Consider the following 16,075-nt stretch of genomic DNA (forward strand, 5'->3'; position numbering starts at 1 on the left):
CGGTTAAAACGCCCGATGTATTTCATCGGGCGTTTTGTATTTAAGAGCCAGATGTGGCCTCCTACCATTATAGATTGTTACTGACTCTGCAACCATCTTTCTCGCTTCTTCTAAATCTCTTGGCTTATGGAGTAAGTATTCATTTTTAAGAATACCGTTTATCCGCTCTGCAAGGGCGTTTTGATAGCAGTCGTAGCCATCTGTCATTGAGCACTGTACATCATGTTTTCTATGGATTTTTTGATACTCTTCTGAGCAATACTGTATACCTCTGTCAGAATGATGTACGAGTTTTTCGTTTGTGCTTTTTTGTTTAAGCGCTCGAGTAAATGCTTGCTTTACTGACTGCGTTCGCATGTTATCGTCGACCTGATAGCCCACAATCTTCCGCGAATAAGCATCTGTAATGAGACTCACATAACTCTCTCCAGTTCGCGTCGGTAAGTACGTGATATCCGCTACCCATAGCTGATTGGGTTTATCCGCTTTTAACCCCGCTTTAATAAGATTGGGATGACAGCGAAACCGATGATGACTGTTCGTTGTTTTGTGATAGGCACGCTTTGTAGGCACTAATAGACGCCTTTCTCTTAGTAAATTAAAGAGATGATCCCTACCAATATCTATTTTTACGAGCGCAAGAAGATACTGTAGTTTCCTAGTGCCGATGCGAGGTTGAATCATTCGCTCATGACGTACGAATTGAATGACTCTAGCCTCATGCGCTTCGCGCTTGATTGAACGAGCACAATGTTGGTAATAGGCCTGGCGAGAAATATTCAGATAACGACAAGCTTTGGCTACGGAAACCCCGTCTATCACTTTTTCCTGGATGACTTTCTTTTGCGCTTTTTTACAACGCTTACTCCATAATCAGTTTCAAGAACATTCACGACGGCTTCAAAGAAATCAGCTTTCATTTTCGTATCAGCAAGCTCTTTCTCCAGTGCCTTAATACGCTGTTCTGGAGTGAACTCTACTTTGGACTTATCCATGCTGTTACCTCGTTTAAGAAGCTTAGGTGTACCACCCGTCCAATTTAGACGACCATGCTTACGAAGCCAAACTAAAACCGTTGAACACCCCTGAATTCCGTAGTGGTCTTGTGCTTGTTTATATGTGAATTCGCCTTTTTCAACTTGGTCTACAACGGCCAGTTTAAAAGCGAGGGAATAATCGCGTTGAGTTCTTTTGCTATTTGATTTCATTACACTCTCCAAATTAAGTTTGAAAAGTGTCAACGCTATTTAGGATGGGTCACTTGCACAAGAAAAAGCGCCGCATTTTCTAATGCGGCGCTTTTTTATATATAAAAATTTACTACCTAATTTTTTCCCAGATGCTTTCTACAAGCGTTGTAGAAGTTTAAGCGTTAACTGTTGGTAAATGCTACTAAGGCTATTGTCCCGCTCGGAGTTCTCCAACAGTTGCAGTCAACGTGATTGATTGCCCATCGCGGCTAAGTTCAATCTCAAGCTCAGTGCCAGGCTCTGTTTCAGCAATCATATCCAGCGTTTTAGATGCGCTTTCCAAACGCACACCATCAATGGCTACTATGATGTCTCCAGGGCGAATACCCGCGATGTCGGCAGGGCTGCCTTTAGCTACCGCTTGTACATCAATGCCTGGTCGGTTGCGGTTCTCTCCGCCTACAAAGCCAAGCTGACCGCGCACAACCCGGCCATTACTGATAATTTCATCCATAACGCGCTTAGCCAGTTCATAAGGAACAGCGAAGTTAATTCCATCTACATTGCGTGCGCGATTGTTAGAATCTAGCACCTGGAAATTGGCGTTGGTGATACCCAGCAAAATGCCATTACTATCTACCAAAGCACCACCCGAGTTTCCTTGGTTTAATACAGCATCGGTTTGAATGAAATCCACATAGTTCGACAGGCCATTGCGACCTGCTCTACTTACGATCCCTTGGGTTATGGTTTGCCCCAAGTCGAAGGGGTTGCCTATTGCCATTACTACGTCGCCGACATGGGTATCGGGTTCTGAAACCTGAGGGATAATATGTAGGTTGTCAGCCGTGACTTTCAATACGGCAAGGTCAGTGAGTGGGTCGGTACCTACAATTTGTGCTTCTAAAATACGACCGTCTTGCACTGCTACGTAAATACTGTCGGCATTGGCTACAACGTGGTGGCAGGTAAGCAGGTAGCCATTCTCTGTCATGATAACGCCAGAGCCCAAGTTGGTACGCCCACGAGATTGATTTCGAAATAGACCTGAGCCGTTTTCGATACTAACACTATAAATGTTCACGACAGCAGGTGCGGACCGGCTCAACGCTGAAAAATAGCTTTCGCGACTGGCGCTAACAGATGGCTCATTAAAAAAGCCTTGGGCGAGCCCCTTACCTTGCCTAAGTTCTGGCAAAAAAATCAACAGTAGAGCCGCAACGGCAACGCCTAGGATGATAGATTTTAGTAAGAAGTTAAATATTGAGCGGCCAGTCACAAGTCACACTTATTGTTGTCTGTTGCACTTACTCCATACGTACCGTTATTGAGGTACTACTTCACAAATTAAAAGCGCAACAATCTGAATTTATCTTTATTACTGTAAAGGATATCACTTTATTCACTAAACTACCGTAATGAAGCGCAAATTTTGTGTAACTCAATACGACAGAAAAGATGGTTGGAAAGTAAGCTAATGTGGATAGGGCTAAGGGGATAGTTTAGCCCAATAAAAAACGGCGCTTTAAAAGCGCCGTTTAACATGTATTCCTGCTTAGGAATTAGTAATTTTGAGAACTGAGCTCTACTGTCTGATAACCAAGTAAAGGGTAGAGTTACCGCGTTTTACATTAAGTGCGATAACGCCTTTGGCTTCGTCTAGCGCGTTTCTGAACTCCGCAACCGTTGATGTGCGAACGCGGTTAACGCCAATGATCACATCTTCAGATTGAAGGCCGATACGCGCCGCAGGTGCACCACGCTCAATCTCAGATACGACTACACCAGCATTGCCAGCATCGTCTGTGCCATTAGACAGTGTGGCGCCTTCTAGGGCTGGGTGAATCTGAGCCGCAGTTACCGTGGTATCAGTAGCATCGTCTAATACCACATCTACGTTCATTTTCTTGCCTTTACGCATAACGGTTAGCTCAACCTCTGCGCCGGCCCCCATACTCGCAATTTTTGCACGCAGTTCTTGGAAGCTGTGAAGTTTGCGACCGTTAATCGCCGTAATAATATCACCTGCTTGAAGACCGCCTTTCTCTGCAGCCGAGTCAGGCTGTACTTCGCTTACGAACGCACCAATATTAACTTCGGCATTCATAGCTTCAGCAAGGCCCGCATCAATATCACTACCTAGAATACCCAGAAGGCCACGGCGTACTTCACCATATTCAGCAATTTGATCAACAAGGCTTTTCATCATATTGGCAGGGATAGCAAAACCAATACCCACGTTGCCGCCATTAGGGCCAAAAATAGCGGTATTGATACCAACCAACTCACCGTGAAGGTTAACTAATGCGCCACCTGAGTTACCCCGGTTAATTGCTGCATCAGTTTGAATGAAGTCTTCGTAACCGCCTATGTTTAAGCCTGAACGGCCTAAAGCACTTACAATGCCTGAGGTTACCGTTTGAGAGAGACCGAAAGGATTACCAATGGCGACTACAAAATCACCAACCCGTAGTACGTCAGAATCGGCAAGCGGCAAGGCTTTTAAATCATCCGGCTCAATCTTAAGCAAAGCGATATCACTTTGCTCATCAGAGCCCAACTTTTTCGCTTTGAACTCGCGTCCGTCTGTTAATTTAACGGTGATTTCGTCCGCGTTGTCTACAACGTGATTGTTGGTAACTACGTAACCTTTGTCAGCATCAATAATGACACCAGAACCAAGACCACGGAAAGGACGTTCTTGAACTTGCTCTTGCGGCGCACCGAAGAAGTAGCGAAACATTTCCGGCACGCGCTGTGTTGAGGTTTGGGTGCCCTCGACCGCAATGCTAACTACCGCAGGGGTAGCTTCTTCAAGCATAGGGGCTAACGAGGGAACCTCATCTTTTGTATCAGAAAAAAATGGTAACGCCGCCTGTGTGCTAGCAGTAAAGCCCAATGAACTTACAACAACGGCAGATGCCAATAGACAATGGCGAAAAGACATTTTCATGTTCGCTTACACTCCTTCATGTTATATGCGACATAGCATGGTTTCAGTAGAAGAGTCTGACGTTGGAATAAAGTTCCCGATGTTACTGTTTTTCTGCGTTATTCTGCTCAGAACCACCGACGAACAGCCCAGAACCTGAGTTAGCGAAGTCTCTTGGCTGTGTGTCAGAAACACGCTTAACTCTCGATTTGTCAGACCCTTTCAAGTTGTTACGTAAATATGTTGTTGCTTGTTCCCCGTAAAAGGGAACTTTGCTGTCATCATCGCCGCCTTGTTCAAGCAGCATTTCATACTCTTCAATTTGTTGCTTAAGCGTATCGCACTGACTTTCAATGCTTTCTAAGCTTTGACGAGTTTGATGAATGTGGTGCTGCGCTTGTTGTGCGAGGATCTCTTTAACTTGCTTTTCAGTTTGTGCAGTATTGCCTGCGCCTTGCTTTTGTTGAAGAAAGCGACCAGCGAAAAAGCCAATAATTAAACCAACAACTAACAAAGCAAGAGATACTAACAATTCCATTATATTCTCCGAATAAATCTACATCGTGCAGCCGACCTTTCTTTCTACGATCTAAAAGCTGCTTTCGACCATATGCTGAATATAGCAAGGTCAAACCCGAAAAGCGCATACATAGTTTCATTTATTCAGTGTATGTCGAATTTCAATGTGAGATTCTACCGTGATTTCCATTAAAATTAAGGTCATAATTGAGAAATTCAAGCAGGTCGGTGCAGCAAGCGCCGCTATTGACTTTTGTACGGAGTGGTTTCGGCGATGACGCCATGGGAAAAATATCAGCTAGATCTGCAGTCGTCTGATTTTCATTATGACGCGGCACAAGAAAATGCAGTAAAAGAACTTCAGCGTTTGTACGATGAATTGACCGAGCCCAAAAAGAAAATGACTTGGCGGGTTAAGTTAAAAGCTGCGTTTGGGAAAGGACATGCCAAGCCGGGTATTCAAGGCATTTACTTTTATGGCGGGGTAGGGCGAGGTAAAACCTATTTAGTAGATACCTTCTACGATTGCTTGCCTTTTGAAAAGAAAATGCGCGTGCATTTTCACCGCTTCATGTATCGCGTGCACGACGAACTTAAGCAACTTAAAAGCGAACAAGATCCTTTGAAGTTGGTGGCGGCAAAACTGGCAAAAGAAGCACGAGTTATCTGTTTTGACGAGTTTTTCGTATCCGATATTACTGATGCCATGATTTTAGGCACGTTAATGGAAGAGTTATTTGGTCACGGTATTGTGCTGGTGGCAACCTCTAACATAGTGCCAGACGATTTGTATAAAAACGGATTGCAGCGTGCGCGATTCTTACCAGCCATCGACTTACTAAATCAGAATACCCGCGTGGTGAATGTTGATAGTGGTATTGATTATCGCTTGAGAACCCTAGAGCAAGCCGAAATTTATCACTACCCACTTGATGAGGAAGCCACAGAAAACTTACATAGCTACTTTTCTCAATTAGCGCCAGAAGAAGGCACCAAAAGCGAAGAAATTGAGGTGAATAATCGTAAAATCGAAACCCTTCGAAACGCAGACGGTGTATTGATGATCGACTTCAAAGCTCTGTGTGGCGGCCCCCGCAGCCAGAGTGACTATATTGAACTCAGTCGCTGTTATCACTCGGTGCTTTTGGCTAATGTCGCGGAAATGGGCCAGCATAATGACGATGTGGCGCGCCGCTTTATTGCTATGGTAGACGAGTTCTATGAGCGTAACGTGAAACTGATTATATCGGCAGAAGTTGCACTGGAAAACCTTTATACCGAAGGACTACTTAACTTCGAGTTTAGACGCTGTCTTAGCCGCTTAAAGGAAATGCAGTCACACGATTACCTAGCCACAGAACATTTACCATAGCCAAAGTGTGTGGGGTCAGAGTACATTTATGTCTAATAAGAGCGGGTAAGCACTATGCTTGCGTCCCTTGAAAGGGGATTCACATTGGTATTAGAGGAAAATTAAGGTAGAATTTCGCACAATTTTTCTGTGTTGCTAAATCAGCGTTTAGTTTGGGAAAGGTTGCACCTAGCAATTTTTGCAATGCCTCGTTTCGCATTAACTCCAAATAAGACAAAGCGGCGCAGCCTGATAAAAGGTTCAGGCAAATAGTACCCCGATAAAACCCAACGCAGCATTTCTAATTGCGAGAAAGAGAATTTTAAGATGGGAAGAGCATTCGAAGTTCGTAAAGCCGCCATGGCAAAAACTGCCGGCGCAAAAACTAAGGTTTATTCTAAGTACGGTAAAGAAATTTACGTGTGCGCAAAAAATGGTGGTGCCGATCCAGACACTAACCTTTCACTTCGCCGCCTTATGGAAAAAGCGAAGAAAGACCAAGTACCAAGCCATGTTATCGAAAAAGCGATTGATAAAGCCGCTGGTGGCGCTGGTGAAGACTTCCAGCCTATGCGTTACGAAGGCTTTGGCCCGGGTAACTGTATGGTTATTGTTGACTGCTTGTCTGACAATGCAAACCGCACTATTACTGAAGTTCGTAACTGCTTCACGAAAACCAATGCCAAGTTAGGTGCGCAGGGTGCGGTATCGCATATGTTCGATCACCAAGCGGTATTCCAGTTTGAAGGTGACGACGAAGACGCTATTCTAGAAGTGCTGATGGAAGCAGACGTAGACGTAACTGACGTTGAAGTTGAAGACGGTAAAGTTACCGTTTATGCGCCGCACACTGAATTCTATCAAGTAAAAACAGCGCTAACTGAAGCTTACCCAGACATTACGTTTATTGCCGATGAGATGAGCTGGATGCCTCAGACTGAAACTGAGATCAGCGAAGAAGATATGCCTATGTTTGAAAAATTCATGGACATGCTTAACGACTGTGACGACGTACAAGACGTTTACCACAACGCGATTACGCCGAGCAGTAACTAAAAAGCGCAAACCTCATGAACAAAAAACCTCGCCAATGCGAGGTTTTTTTATGTGCTCAAACGTTTAACGGCGATTATAGATAAACCGTTTCGTACTTTATCGGCGCTAACTTTTTTAAAATACGATTTTCCTGCTGATAGGTAAGACCTACATCACGCATAGCACCTTGAACATACTCTACCAAAATATAGAATTCACGCTCTTTGATGTTGAGACCTTTGTGAGACTCTAACATTGATTTGCCATCGTACTCGCAAGGCCCGCCAATAAGCTCACAAGTTTGCAAAACGAGCTGATCTCGTAGATGCTTTTTTGGCACCCCTTTAAAGTAGTGGCCAATGACAGGGTCAGTGTAAATACGAGTGATAGCCACACCATAGACAGTGTTCAGGGTTTTATGGCCGCCAATTTCATCATATAGACTTTGCTTTTCAGTGCTTGCACAACCAAAAAGCAAAATGTTTAGTAGCGCTATTGCTGCAATGGGAATACATTTCAACAACTTCATAGGTGGTATCTCCCCATTAAAAATTGCCATTTACCGTTAGGTAGAAACCACTTGAGCTCTCTTGCAGCGGTAAATTACCTAAATCCACATAGGCAGCGGTAATTGAAATAGACTTATTTGGAAAGTAAGCAATAAAAGCATCAATAACCGTGTCCTCTTCGGCTAGCCCACCTAACCGATTCGTTTGCGTTCGAAACTCCGTGCCAATTGCCGTGGTGGGGCTGATTAATACTGCAACGGAGCCTTCCCACTCAACTTTTTCACTGTCGTTACCTTCAGCACCAAAACCCAATAGGCCAAACACATTTGCCTTAGTGTACCTGGCGGTTAAATTAGTGAGTAAATTATAGCCTGACGGTGTGCCCAACCATAATTTAGTCGCCGAAAGGTAAATGTCAGTGCCGCTGTCGTCCTTCGCACCTAACAGTAAAGGTACTCCTATTTTAGGAAGTGGAACGGTGCCATCTGGTAATGAAAGCGAACTATCAACATCTCTATTTTTCTTATACTGGGCGCCTAAAGCGATTTGTGGGGCCCATGAGTTTTGGGTAAAAACACCATCACCGAACAATTTAACCTTTGCCCCCACAATATCTTGCTCGATAGTTGTACTGTTAGCATTGGTCACCGCACCTTCAGTCAGTAGCGCAAACACATTGCTGGTTAACCCAGCTGAAATATCTAAACGCTGGCGCTGTATGCTAATTTCAATGCGGTCAAAAAGACTTATGCCTGCACCAGCAGTAGTGAGCGAGTAATCGTTAAGGCTTAAGTATTGCACATTGGCAGAGTAGCTGACTTCTTCTTTACTCGTGTAGCCGCCAATAAATGCCCAAGGGGTTATGCCGCCCCCTGCGGTGCCTTCAAAGCCGGTAATTCCACCCGAGGCGATTAAGCGAGAACCACTGTCTGCTAACGCGAACGATGAAGTAAAAAGTAGCGGTAGCAGCAAAAGCCTCTTCATAACAAAGTCCTAATTTTATTTTGTGTGATTTTTTAATTAGTCCAAAGCATAGCGGCTAGACAAATAATTGTGAAATTATTGATAAGACTACTAAACTAAAGCAGCTTAATAGTCCGATTACCGATACCCACCGGGGAATAAAACGCTTACTTTTCTCAACGTTAAACGCAGCAAGGTTTGTAATGCCGTAGTACAGAAGTACCGTAAGCGCACTTAATGTCCACGCAAATTGAATACCTCCCAAGGCAACAATTACAGAAATAACGGCAAAAGTAGCCCAGGTTGCAGCGGGCGCAGATTGATTATCGTTACTTAGTTTGCCAAGCGTGTTGGGTAAGTCACCTCGTCTACCCATGGCTAAGATTACCCGCGACACTCCTAATAGTAGATTTAAGATGACCCCACACATGGCAGTGATGCCTCCGAAGAGTACAATTTTCTGCCAAATACTATCAGGTAATAAATAAGCGATGTTGTAGTTATTACTGACAAGTTGCCCAGTGTCGATGCGCAGAATGGCTAGCCCTAGTAGAACATAAAGCAAGCTGATGATGGTCAGGGTAATAACCACAGCTCGGGGGATATTGCGTCTAGGAGCAATAATCTCTTCTCCCATGGTGGCAATGCGTCCATATCCTGTGAATGCGACAAACATTAAGGCCGCGGCGTGAGAAACAGATAGCCAAGAGACCTCTAAGTGCTCATGTACCGTATTATCGCTTCCAGTGACCTGATGTGATGCGGTGCGAAGATCTAAAGACATTGCAGCGATAATGAAGGTTAGCAGCCCAGCGACACTAATAAGGACAAGTAAAGTATTGAGCCAGTTGGTACGTCTAACACCATTTAGCACAAGAAAGGTAAAAAGTAGTAACAGCCCAATTGACAGTGCACTTACAAAAACAGTGTTTAGATTTACTGTAGAGGGCATAACATGTTCGAAAACGTGTAAAGTAAACACTGTGACAGCAAGCGCAGCGGTGGCCGCCGATGCGCTTTTCGCTACCACAAAAAGCCCGCCAGCAAGTTTTCCACTAATCGGGTTAAGGTAGCGATAGCCATATTCATACGTCCCTCCGCTTACAGGGTGTGCAGCGGCAAGCTGCGCAGATGATAGCCCGTTGCACAATGCCGTTAATGCGGCTATAGCTATGGCGAGTACTAAAAAATGTCCAGCGAAGGTTGAGCTTAGGCCAACACTGACATAAGCGCCCGTGCCTAAAATTGAGCCTAGCCCGATTACCAATGCGCCCCACAACCCTGTGGTTTTTGAAAGCATGGTGTGAGTGTTTTGTGTCATTAAATATTGAACCCCGTTTAAAAGATGGAAGGCAGCGCTGAGTAGGAATTGAAGCTGAAAAGTGTGATAGTGTTAATCCATCGACGTATCTCTTTTCTCATGGAAGCAGATATTTGGTGAAATTTTTGACTGAGCTAATTGTATTGATGCAAATGTTTACCTATGCGGTCAGCGTTTTTATCAAATCGTTCCAGTTAAGCGGTTTAGACAAGTAATAACCTTGTGCCCAATCACAGCCACTTTCTTTTAGATATTTGAGTTGTTCTTCAGTCTCAACGCCTTCAGCGATTACACGTAGCCCATACAACTTAGCTAAATTCTGTATGATCATAACCATTTTTTGTCTGGCTTCTCGCTCAGAAAATAAATCATTCACAAATGAACGGTCTATTTTCAGGCAGTCAGCAGGGTAATTGATCAATTGGCTAAACGCAGTGTACCCGGTTCCAAAATCATCTAACGCTAGTGACACTCCCAGTGCTTCTAACGCTTCTAGCGTTGCTATACAGGCGGTATCTCCTGCAACAAAAGCGGTTTCTGTTACTTCAAGCTCAATGTACTCGGGTGATACATTGTAGGTTTCCAGTAAGGCTTTAACTTGGGAAGGGAAAAGTTCGTTATGTAACTCTACGCCAGAAATATTGATACAGATTTTACCGTTGAAGCTATGTTCCGACTGCAGGTTAACGAGTGCCCTTAACGCATTATTGATGACCCAAAGGTCGATATCTTTTATAAGCCCAGTTGCTTCCGCGACAGGGATGAAGCGATCTGGGCCTATTCCTTTGAGGTCTGGCGTATGGCACCTAAGCAAGGCTTCAACAGCAACTATCGAGCTATTTCGGCAGTCGTATATTGGCATAAATGCTAAAGAAAATTGTTCTTCACTTAACGCGCGTTTGAGACCCTGCTCTATTTGTTGGCGATCTCGTAAGCTATCTGCAATATCTTGTGTAAAAAATCTGAAGCAATTCTTACCACTGTGTTTTGCGTTATACATAGCAGCATCAGCGTGATTGATCAGGTCTGAAGGTTCAGTAGCATCGTCTGGGTAAACAGCGATTCCTATGCTCGCATAAGTCATATGCTTTATACCATCAACTTCAAAGCCCCCGTTAAACACCTCTAAAATACGTGAGGCGACGGTTGCCGCATCTATAGGTTCTTTGATGTTAGGCAATAATACAACAAACTCATCCCCAGCGAGCCTAGCTAGACTTTCTGAACTACTTTTGAATACTCGATCTGTTGAGCGAATCGCTTCCCAAAGGCGTTCACTAAATTTAAGTAACAAGCGGTCCCCCGCGTCATGACCATATTGATCATTTACTTGCTTAAAATTATCGAGGTCTATGTATAACAACCCTATACGCTGTTTGTCTTTTTCAGCCCGGCTTAGCATTCGATTTAAATTTGTTTTAAAACTCCAGCGATTAGGTAGACCTGTTAATGTGTCGTAATAGGCCATCTGACGAATATCGTCATCATGAAGCTGCATAATGGTTTGATAAGATTGTTCTTCAGACTTCAACGCCGCGAGACATATTGTATTAAGAGCCAGTGTAGTAAGGATGAAACGAATAGATTCAACAAGTGTGTAACTAGTTACTAGCAACGCGGATAATGGTGTAAACAACAGTAAAGTGCTAGTCACAGTGAAGATAGCAAATACAGCGACTGCAGGCCAAAAGCGGTTGATAAAAAGGTTAATTGCAGCAATAGGGTAAACCCAAAGTAAACCTGTATTATCCTTACCCCCCGTAATCAGCAGGGTCATTGATAGAGTAAATAAAATGCCGCTTAAAACAATAACTGCGCGTTCAACATTATTGCTGCGCTTTAATAGATAAAGGTTAAATAACCCAACTGCCGCGTTGGCAAGGAGGATACTACCTAACAGTACAGACCCATCGTATAAACTGAATCCGCCTAATGCACATAAAAAAATAACGCCAATGGTGGTCAGAACATAGCACAGTGTGTAACGCCTACTTTGGCGTACTGCCCTCATTTCTTGATGTCCTGCAGTGGTTTGTTGAGATGATGAAGTGGTTGTCAAGGTTACCTAGGATCCATGGTAAGAATATCGGCTTTTAGGTTTATAAGAATCTAACTGGCGAAAAATTACAATTATCAAAATAATAGACCACAAAACTAAGCAATTCAAAATGAAACAAAGTGCGCTACCTAATTGCGCTGGAATTACAACGACCACTTAGCTTAGCTGTATAAACCTTGAACGAATTTTTACAATGCCAGTTCAGTTTCAAAAATATTTTGAAACTGATTCATTTTTTATCGGGCTTATCATTGAAAAGCTGAATCTATACCATACACACAACTTTTGAGTTTTCCCTATTTAATGTTCTGAGGAGTTAGTTGTGTCTCATCCAATTATTGAAGATTTAAACAAGCGTTATACGGTTAAGAAGTACGATGCAAACAAACGCATCTCAGCGGACGACCTTGCTACCATTCTTGAAGCTTTGCGTCTATCAGCGTCTTCTATCAACTCTCAGCCTTGGAAGTTTGTTGTAGTAGAAAGCGATGAAGCAAAGCAGCGTTTGCACGATAGCTTTGAAAATAAGCATCAGTTTAACCAACATCACGCTAAAGAAGCATCGCATACTATTTTGTTTGCCTACGACCCTAAATTCACCAAAGAAAAATTCGTTAAGCGTGTAGATGCGGAAGTCGCTTCTGGTCATTTACCTGAAGATATGCGTGAAAACTTTATGGGGGCTTATGCCTTCGCTGAAGCGAACACCGATGAAAACGGTAACAACGCAGCGTGGACTAAAGCGCAGGTTTATCTTGCGCTCGGCAATGTAATGCATGCGTTGGCTCGTTTAGGCATTGCGTCTACACCGATGGAAGGGGTTGACCCTGATATGTTAGGTGAACTGTTCGCTGACGAGCTAGATGGTCATATTTGTGAAGTGGCACTGGCTATGGGTTACCCTGACACTGAGCAAGACTGGAACCATGGCTTACCTAAGGCCCGCTTGCCAAAAGATGACGTAATTGCAGTAGTTTAATCCTTATAGAACAGCCAGCTGTTTTAAGTATAAAATGTAAAAGAGCGCCTTTAACGGCGCTCTTTTATTTGCAATACTGGTGCAATCTGGCGTTGAAAATATTCTGTTTGCCCCCATCTCACTGGCTTGTCTGAAATCGTATTGTTAATAAAACCAGCCTAGATATCGTGCGCGCTTTTTTAAAACGCTATTACCCTTCTTCATTTACGCCGTTTTTCGTGGCGTGGGTATTGTCGTATCTAATTGTTAGCACGGGTTTTCAAACATCTGATGTAGCGAGTAATGCTGAATTTACATCGCAATCTCCGCTGGCCAAGTTTGTTCACAGTACGCAAAGCTACTCCCTTAGGTTTAGCGCAACTAAGCTAACCGGTGATAAAGGCGAAAAGCCTACAGACGCAGAGCCGCAAGACTTAATATCGGCATCGCTAAACTTTGCCTTCTACAACTTGTCATCCACCAAGGTGCCATCAGCAGGCTCTTTCTTTACTGATAAAACGTGGGTAAAAGCGAACCCTCGAGGTCCACCTTCCATCCTGAGCTAACCCCTTTACACGCGCTAACGTGAAAGCAAAACCTCTTGTTTCTCGTTAAAGCGCTTTAAAATTTAATTATTCAGGATTTAAAATGGCACGATTTTCATTTCGTGGCTTTGTGTATGTGCTCATCGTTATGCTCGGTTTACTGAGCGCTGCGCCCAACATATTGCCACAATCAGTTAAACAGCAGTTACCTTCGTGGTACACCACATCAACACTATCTCTAGGCTTAGATTTGCAAGGTGGCTCGCATCTGCTCTTAGCCGCAGACACCGACGCGTTGTTTGAGAAGCAACTCAGCAGTTTTTCCAGCGATGTACTTAGCGAATTACGTACCCAAAACGTACGCTATACCAGAACATCTCACTCGCTTTCTTCAAAGGCGAGTAGTGATAATAATGCTGGAAGCGTTGTATTTACCTTGCGTAATGCAGGCGATGCTAGAAAAGTTAAGGATGTTGCCTATCACATTTCAGCTCAACCGAACGGAGCAAGTGCACTTGATGTTGCAGTAAAGCAAAACACTGTCACCCTTACACTCAACGAACTCTATTCAGAGCAATTGATTAAAGACACATTAAGCCGAAGTGTTGAGGTTGTAAGGAAGCGTTTGAACGAAACCGGGCTTACCGAGCCTAGCGTTACGCTACAAGGTAAAGACGCCATTTTAGTTCAGATGCCGGGTATGTCTGACCCGACCCAAGTTAAAAAGCTTCTGGGTACTACAGCACAAATGACCTTTCACTGGGCGGCAAACAGTCGCTCAGAACAAGTAATGAGCAAGCAAGATGCGGCGGGTAATACCTATCGCTTAGAGCAAAAGGTGGCGCTAGAAGGCGAACATATCACTGACGCGGCCGGTGTTTTAAGTAGCGAAACCGGTCAGCCGGTAGTGACGTTTCGATTAGACAGCGCAGGTGCTAAGCAGTTTGCTACTATGACCCGTGACAACATTGGCCGAGTGCTTGCTATTGTTCTTGACGATAAAGTGGTGACCGCTCCGGTTATTAACAGCGTGATCCCAGGCGGTCGTGGAGAAATTACCGGTAACTTTACGCTGCCAGAGGCTGGTAATACCGCATTAATGCTTCGCACTGGTGCGTTACCTGTGCCCCTTAATATTATAGAAGAGCGTACGGTTGGGCCTGATTTAGGTAGCGACGCTATTCAAACCGGTGTAGAAAGTGGCATAGCAGGTGCGTTGCTAGTTTTAGCATTTATGGTAGCGATTTACGGCAGGTGGGGGGCTATTGCAAGCTTTGCTCTGTGTATAAACATGGCATTGGTGTTTGGCGCGTTAACCTTATTTGGTGCAACGCTGACTCTACCTGGCATTGCAGGCTTGATTCTGACCATGGGTATGGCGGTAGATGCGAACATTTTGATTAATGAACGTATTCGTGAGGAAAGTAAAAAAGGCCGCACTGCAGCCAGTGCAATAGAAGTGGGCTTTGAAAAAGCTTTCGCGACAATAGTAGATTCAAACTTCACTACGCTCATAGCGGTAAGCTTGTTGTTTATGTTTGGTAGTGGGCCTATCAAAGGGTTTGCTATCACCATTGCCCTTGGTCTTGTATCTTCAGTATTTACTGCGGTTGCCTTAACTAAAATGTTGATGCTAAGAGCGGTTAAGTTGAAAAAAAGAAACACGAGAGATCGCACGCCCATGCGCTTCTCATCACCGCTACTGCGGTTGAGTGATAAGCTAAGCGGTATTAATTTTCTGGCTAAACGTAAGATTGCATTAGCTATTTCGGTAGTGCTAACAGTGCTCTCAATTGGTTTATTTGCCAAACCAGGTTTACATTATGGTGTCGATTTTACCGGCGGCACCATGATTGAGTTGACCGCACCAAGCCTTTCTACCGATGAGCTGCGCAATGTCATTGAAAGTAATGGCTTTGATCAGATAGCAATTCAAGAATACGGCAGTGAGCATCACTATTTGTTGCGAGCTCCTGTTCTGGAAAACAGTGGCGAGCTTGAAAATAGTAATGCAAAGCAGACTGATGCCCTAAAACGTGCGATTTCACAGGCTGACGAGCAGGTAAGTTTTGATAAAATTGATATGGTTGGACCCAAAGTCAGCGGAGACTTCGCAGAGCTATCAATTCTTGCGCTACTTATCGCTGGTGGCGGCATGTTGGTGTACTTGTGGGCGCGCTTTGAAGCGCATTTCGCGACGGCAGCACTGCTTACCGTGTTACTGGATTTAACCAAAACCATAGGCTTTTTTGCGTTAACCGGTATCGAGTTTAACTTAACAGCGGTTGCAGCGTTATTGGCGCTGATTGGTTATTCGATAAACGATAAAGTGGTGGTGCTTGATCGTATCCGCGAACTATTACGTTTAGACCCAACCAAACCTTTAGCAAATACCATCAACGAAGCGGTAAACAGCACATTAAGTCGAACGGTATTTACGTCCGTTACCACGCTGTTAGCGCTGCTTCCAATGGCTTTATTTGGTGGTGACGCAGTAGAAAGTTTTGCAGTGCCTATGGTTTTCGCTGTCGTAATTGGCACGTCTTCAACCTTGTTCATCACCTCTACATTATTGTACTTGTTGGGTAGTAGAAGAGAGAAACAGGGGAAAGCACAGTTAAAGCCCACTGCGGAAGAAATTAAGGCTTCGTTGTCGCACATCCCTTAGGCGACACTAGTTCCTTAACCTTATT

At 44.1% G+C, this 16,075-nt stretch carries 13 protein-coding genes; 5 read left to right on the top strand and 8 right to left on the bottom strand.

Annotated elements, in window-relative coordinates; genetic code table 11:
• Positions 1–3: 3 nt before the first annotated feature.
• The 4 genes from ACYX4W_RS07160 to ACYX4W_RS07175 all read right to left on the bottom strand — a co-directional run bounded on the left by ACYX4W_RS07160 (position 4) and on the right by ACYX4W_RS07175 (position 4,660).
• Positions 4–1,208 (bottom strand): IS3 family transposase gene (locus tag ACYX4W_RS07160; protein WP_476075106.1). Its coding sequence is split into 2 segments (ribosomal slippage): positions 4–836 and positions 836–1,208, totalling 1,206 coding nucleotides; the frame shifts between segments, so codons are not numbered across the junction.
• A 190-nt stretch (positions 1,209–1,398) separates the two neighbouring features.
• Entirely contained in the window at positions 1,399–2,469 is a 1,071-nt protein-coding gene (locus ACYX4W_RS07165; protein WP_179982451.1) for a trypsin-like peptidase domain-containing protein, read from the bottom strand.
• A gap of 306 nt (positions 2,470–2,775) precedes the next feature.
• Positions 2,776–4,137, bottom strand: a complete 1,362-nt coding sequence (locus ACYX4W_RS07170; RefSeq protein WP_334059193.1) for a DegQ family serine endoprotease — start codon at positions 4,135–4,137, stop codon at positions 2,776–2,778.
• 88 nt (positions 4,138–4,225) lie between these two features.
• On the bottom strand, positions 4,226–4,660 hold the full coding sequence (locus ACYX4W_RS07175; RefSeq protein WP_476075107.1) for a ZapG family protein: 435 nt from the start codon (positions 4,658–4,660) through the stop codon (positions 4,226–4,228).
• Positions 4,661–4,915: 255 nt separating this feature from the next.
• On the opposite strand from ACYX4W_RS07175, the gene zapE reads away from it, so the two are divergent.
• Positions 4,916–6,013, top strand: coding sequence for a cell division protein ZapE (zapE, locus tag ACYX4W_RS07180; RefSeq protein ID WP_476075108.1), 1,098 nt, complete (start codon positions 4,916–4,918; stop codon positions 6,011–6,013).
• A gap of 306 nt (positions 6,014–6,319) precedes the next feature.
• A complete protein-coding gene (locus ACYX4W_RS07185) occupies positions 6,320–7,048 on the top strand; it encodes a YebC/PmpR family DNA-binding transcriptional regulator (protein ID WP_024015752.1) in 729 nt (242 codons plus the stop codon).
• A 73-nt stretch (positions 7,049–7,121) separates the two neighbouring features.
• Here ACYX4W_RS07185 and ACYX4W_RS07190 read toward each other — a convergent pair whose 3' ends face one another.
• The 4 genes from ACYX4W_RS07190 to ACYX4W_RS07205 all read right to left on the bottom strand — a co-directional run bounded on the left by ACYX4W_RS07190 (position 7,122) and on the right by ACYX4W_RS07205 (position 11,879).
• Positions 7,122–7,556, bottom strand: a complete 435-nt coding sequence (locus ACYX4W_RS07190) for a group I truncated hemoglobin (RefSeq protein ID WP_476075109.1) — start codon at positions 7,554–7,556, stop codon at positions 7,122–7,124.
• Positions 7,557–7,572: 16 nt separating this feature from the next.
• Positions 7,573–8,520 (bottom strand): DUF3034 family protein, encoded by a 948-nt coding sequence (locus tag ACYX4W_RS07195; RefSeq protein ID WP_476075110.1) that lies wholly within the window; start codon positions 8,518–8,520, stop codon positions 7,573–7,575.
• Between the two features lie 55 nt (positions 8,521–8,575).
• Entirely contained in the window at positions 8,576–9,820 is a 1,245-nt protein-coding gene (locus tag ACYX4W_RS07200; RefSeq protein WP_476075111.1) for an APC family permease, read from the bottom strand.
• A gap of 160 nt (positions 9,821–9,980) precedes the next feature.
• A complete protein-coding gene (locus tag ACYX4W_RS07205; RefSeq protein ID WP_476075112.1) occupies positions 9,981–11,879 on the bottom strand; it encodes a putative bifunctional diguanylate cyclase/phosphodiesterase in 1,899 nt (632 codons plus the stop codon).
• 322 nt (positions 11,880–12,201) lie between these two features.
• On the opposite strand from ACYX4W_RS07205, the gene ACYX4W_RS07210 reads away from it, so the two are divergent.
• The 3 genes from ACYX4W_RS07210 (at position 12,202) to secD (ending at position 16,050) form a co-directional block, all read left to right on the top strand.
• Complete coding sequence (locus ACYX4W_RS07210; protein ID WP_476054929.1) at positions 12,202–12,858, top strand: NAD(P)H-dependent oxidoreductase; 657 nt, start codon at positions 12,202–12,204, stop codon at positions 12,856–12,858.
• A 167-nt stretch (positions 12,859–13,025) separates the two neighbouring features.
• Complete coding sequence (locus ACYX4W_RS07215) at positions 13,026–13,403, top strand: hypothetical protein (protein WP_476075113.1); 378 nt, start codon at positions 13,026–13,028, stop codon at positions 13,401–13,403.
• A gap of 82 nt (positions 13,404–13,485) precedes the next feature.
• Positions 13,486–16,050 carry a protein translocase subunit SecD gene (gene secD, locus ACYX4W_RS07220; RefSeq protein ID WP_476075114.1) on the top strand — a complete coding sequence of 855 codons (2,565 nt, stop codon included), beginning with the start codon at positions 13,486–13,488 and terminating at the stop codon, positions 16,048–16,050.
• Positions 16,051–16,075: the final 25 nt, after the last annotated feature.

It is taken from the genome of Alteromonas sp. ABH4_454 (assembly GCF_056311775.1).

Coding starts and splice junctions, on each gene's coding strand:
- ACYX4W_RS07170 (WP_334059193.1), bottom strand. CDS start 4,137: ATGTCTTTTCGCCATTGTCTATTGGCATCTGCCGTTGTTGTAAGTTCA.
- ACYX4W_RS07175 (WP_476075107.1), bottom strand. CDS start 4,660: ATGGAATTGTTAGTATCTCTTGCTTTGTTAGTTGTTGGTTTAATTATT.
- zapE (WP_476075108.1), top strand. CDS start 4,916: ATGACGCCATGGGAAAAATATCAGCTAGATCTGCAGTCGTCTGATTTT.
- ACYX4W_RS07185 (WP_024015752.1), top strand. CDS start 6,320: ATGGGAAGAGCATTCGAAGTTCGTAAAGCCGCCATGGCAAAAACTGCC.
- ACYX4W_RS07190 (WP_476075109.1), bottom strand. CDS start 7,556: ATGAAGTTGTTGAAATGTATTCCCATTGCAGCAATAGCGCTACTAAAC.
- ACYX4W_RS07195 (WP_476075110.1), bottom strand. CDS start 8,520: ATGAAGAGGCTTTTGCTGCTACCGCTACTTTTTACTTCATCGTTCGCG.
- ACYX4W_RS07200 (WP_476075111.1), bottom strand. CDS start 9,820: ATGACACAAAACACTCACACCATGCTTTCAAAAACCACAGGGTTGTGG.
- secD (WP_476075114.1), top strand. CDS start 13,486: ATGGCACGATTTTCATTTCGTGGCTTTGTGTATGTGCTCATCGTTATG.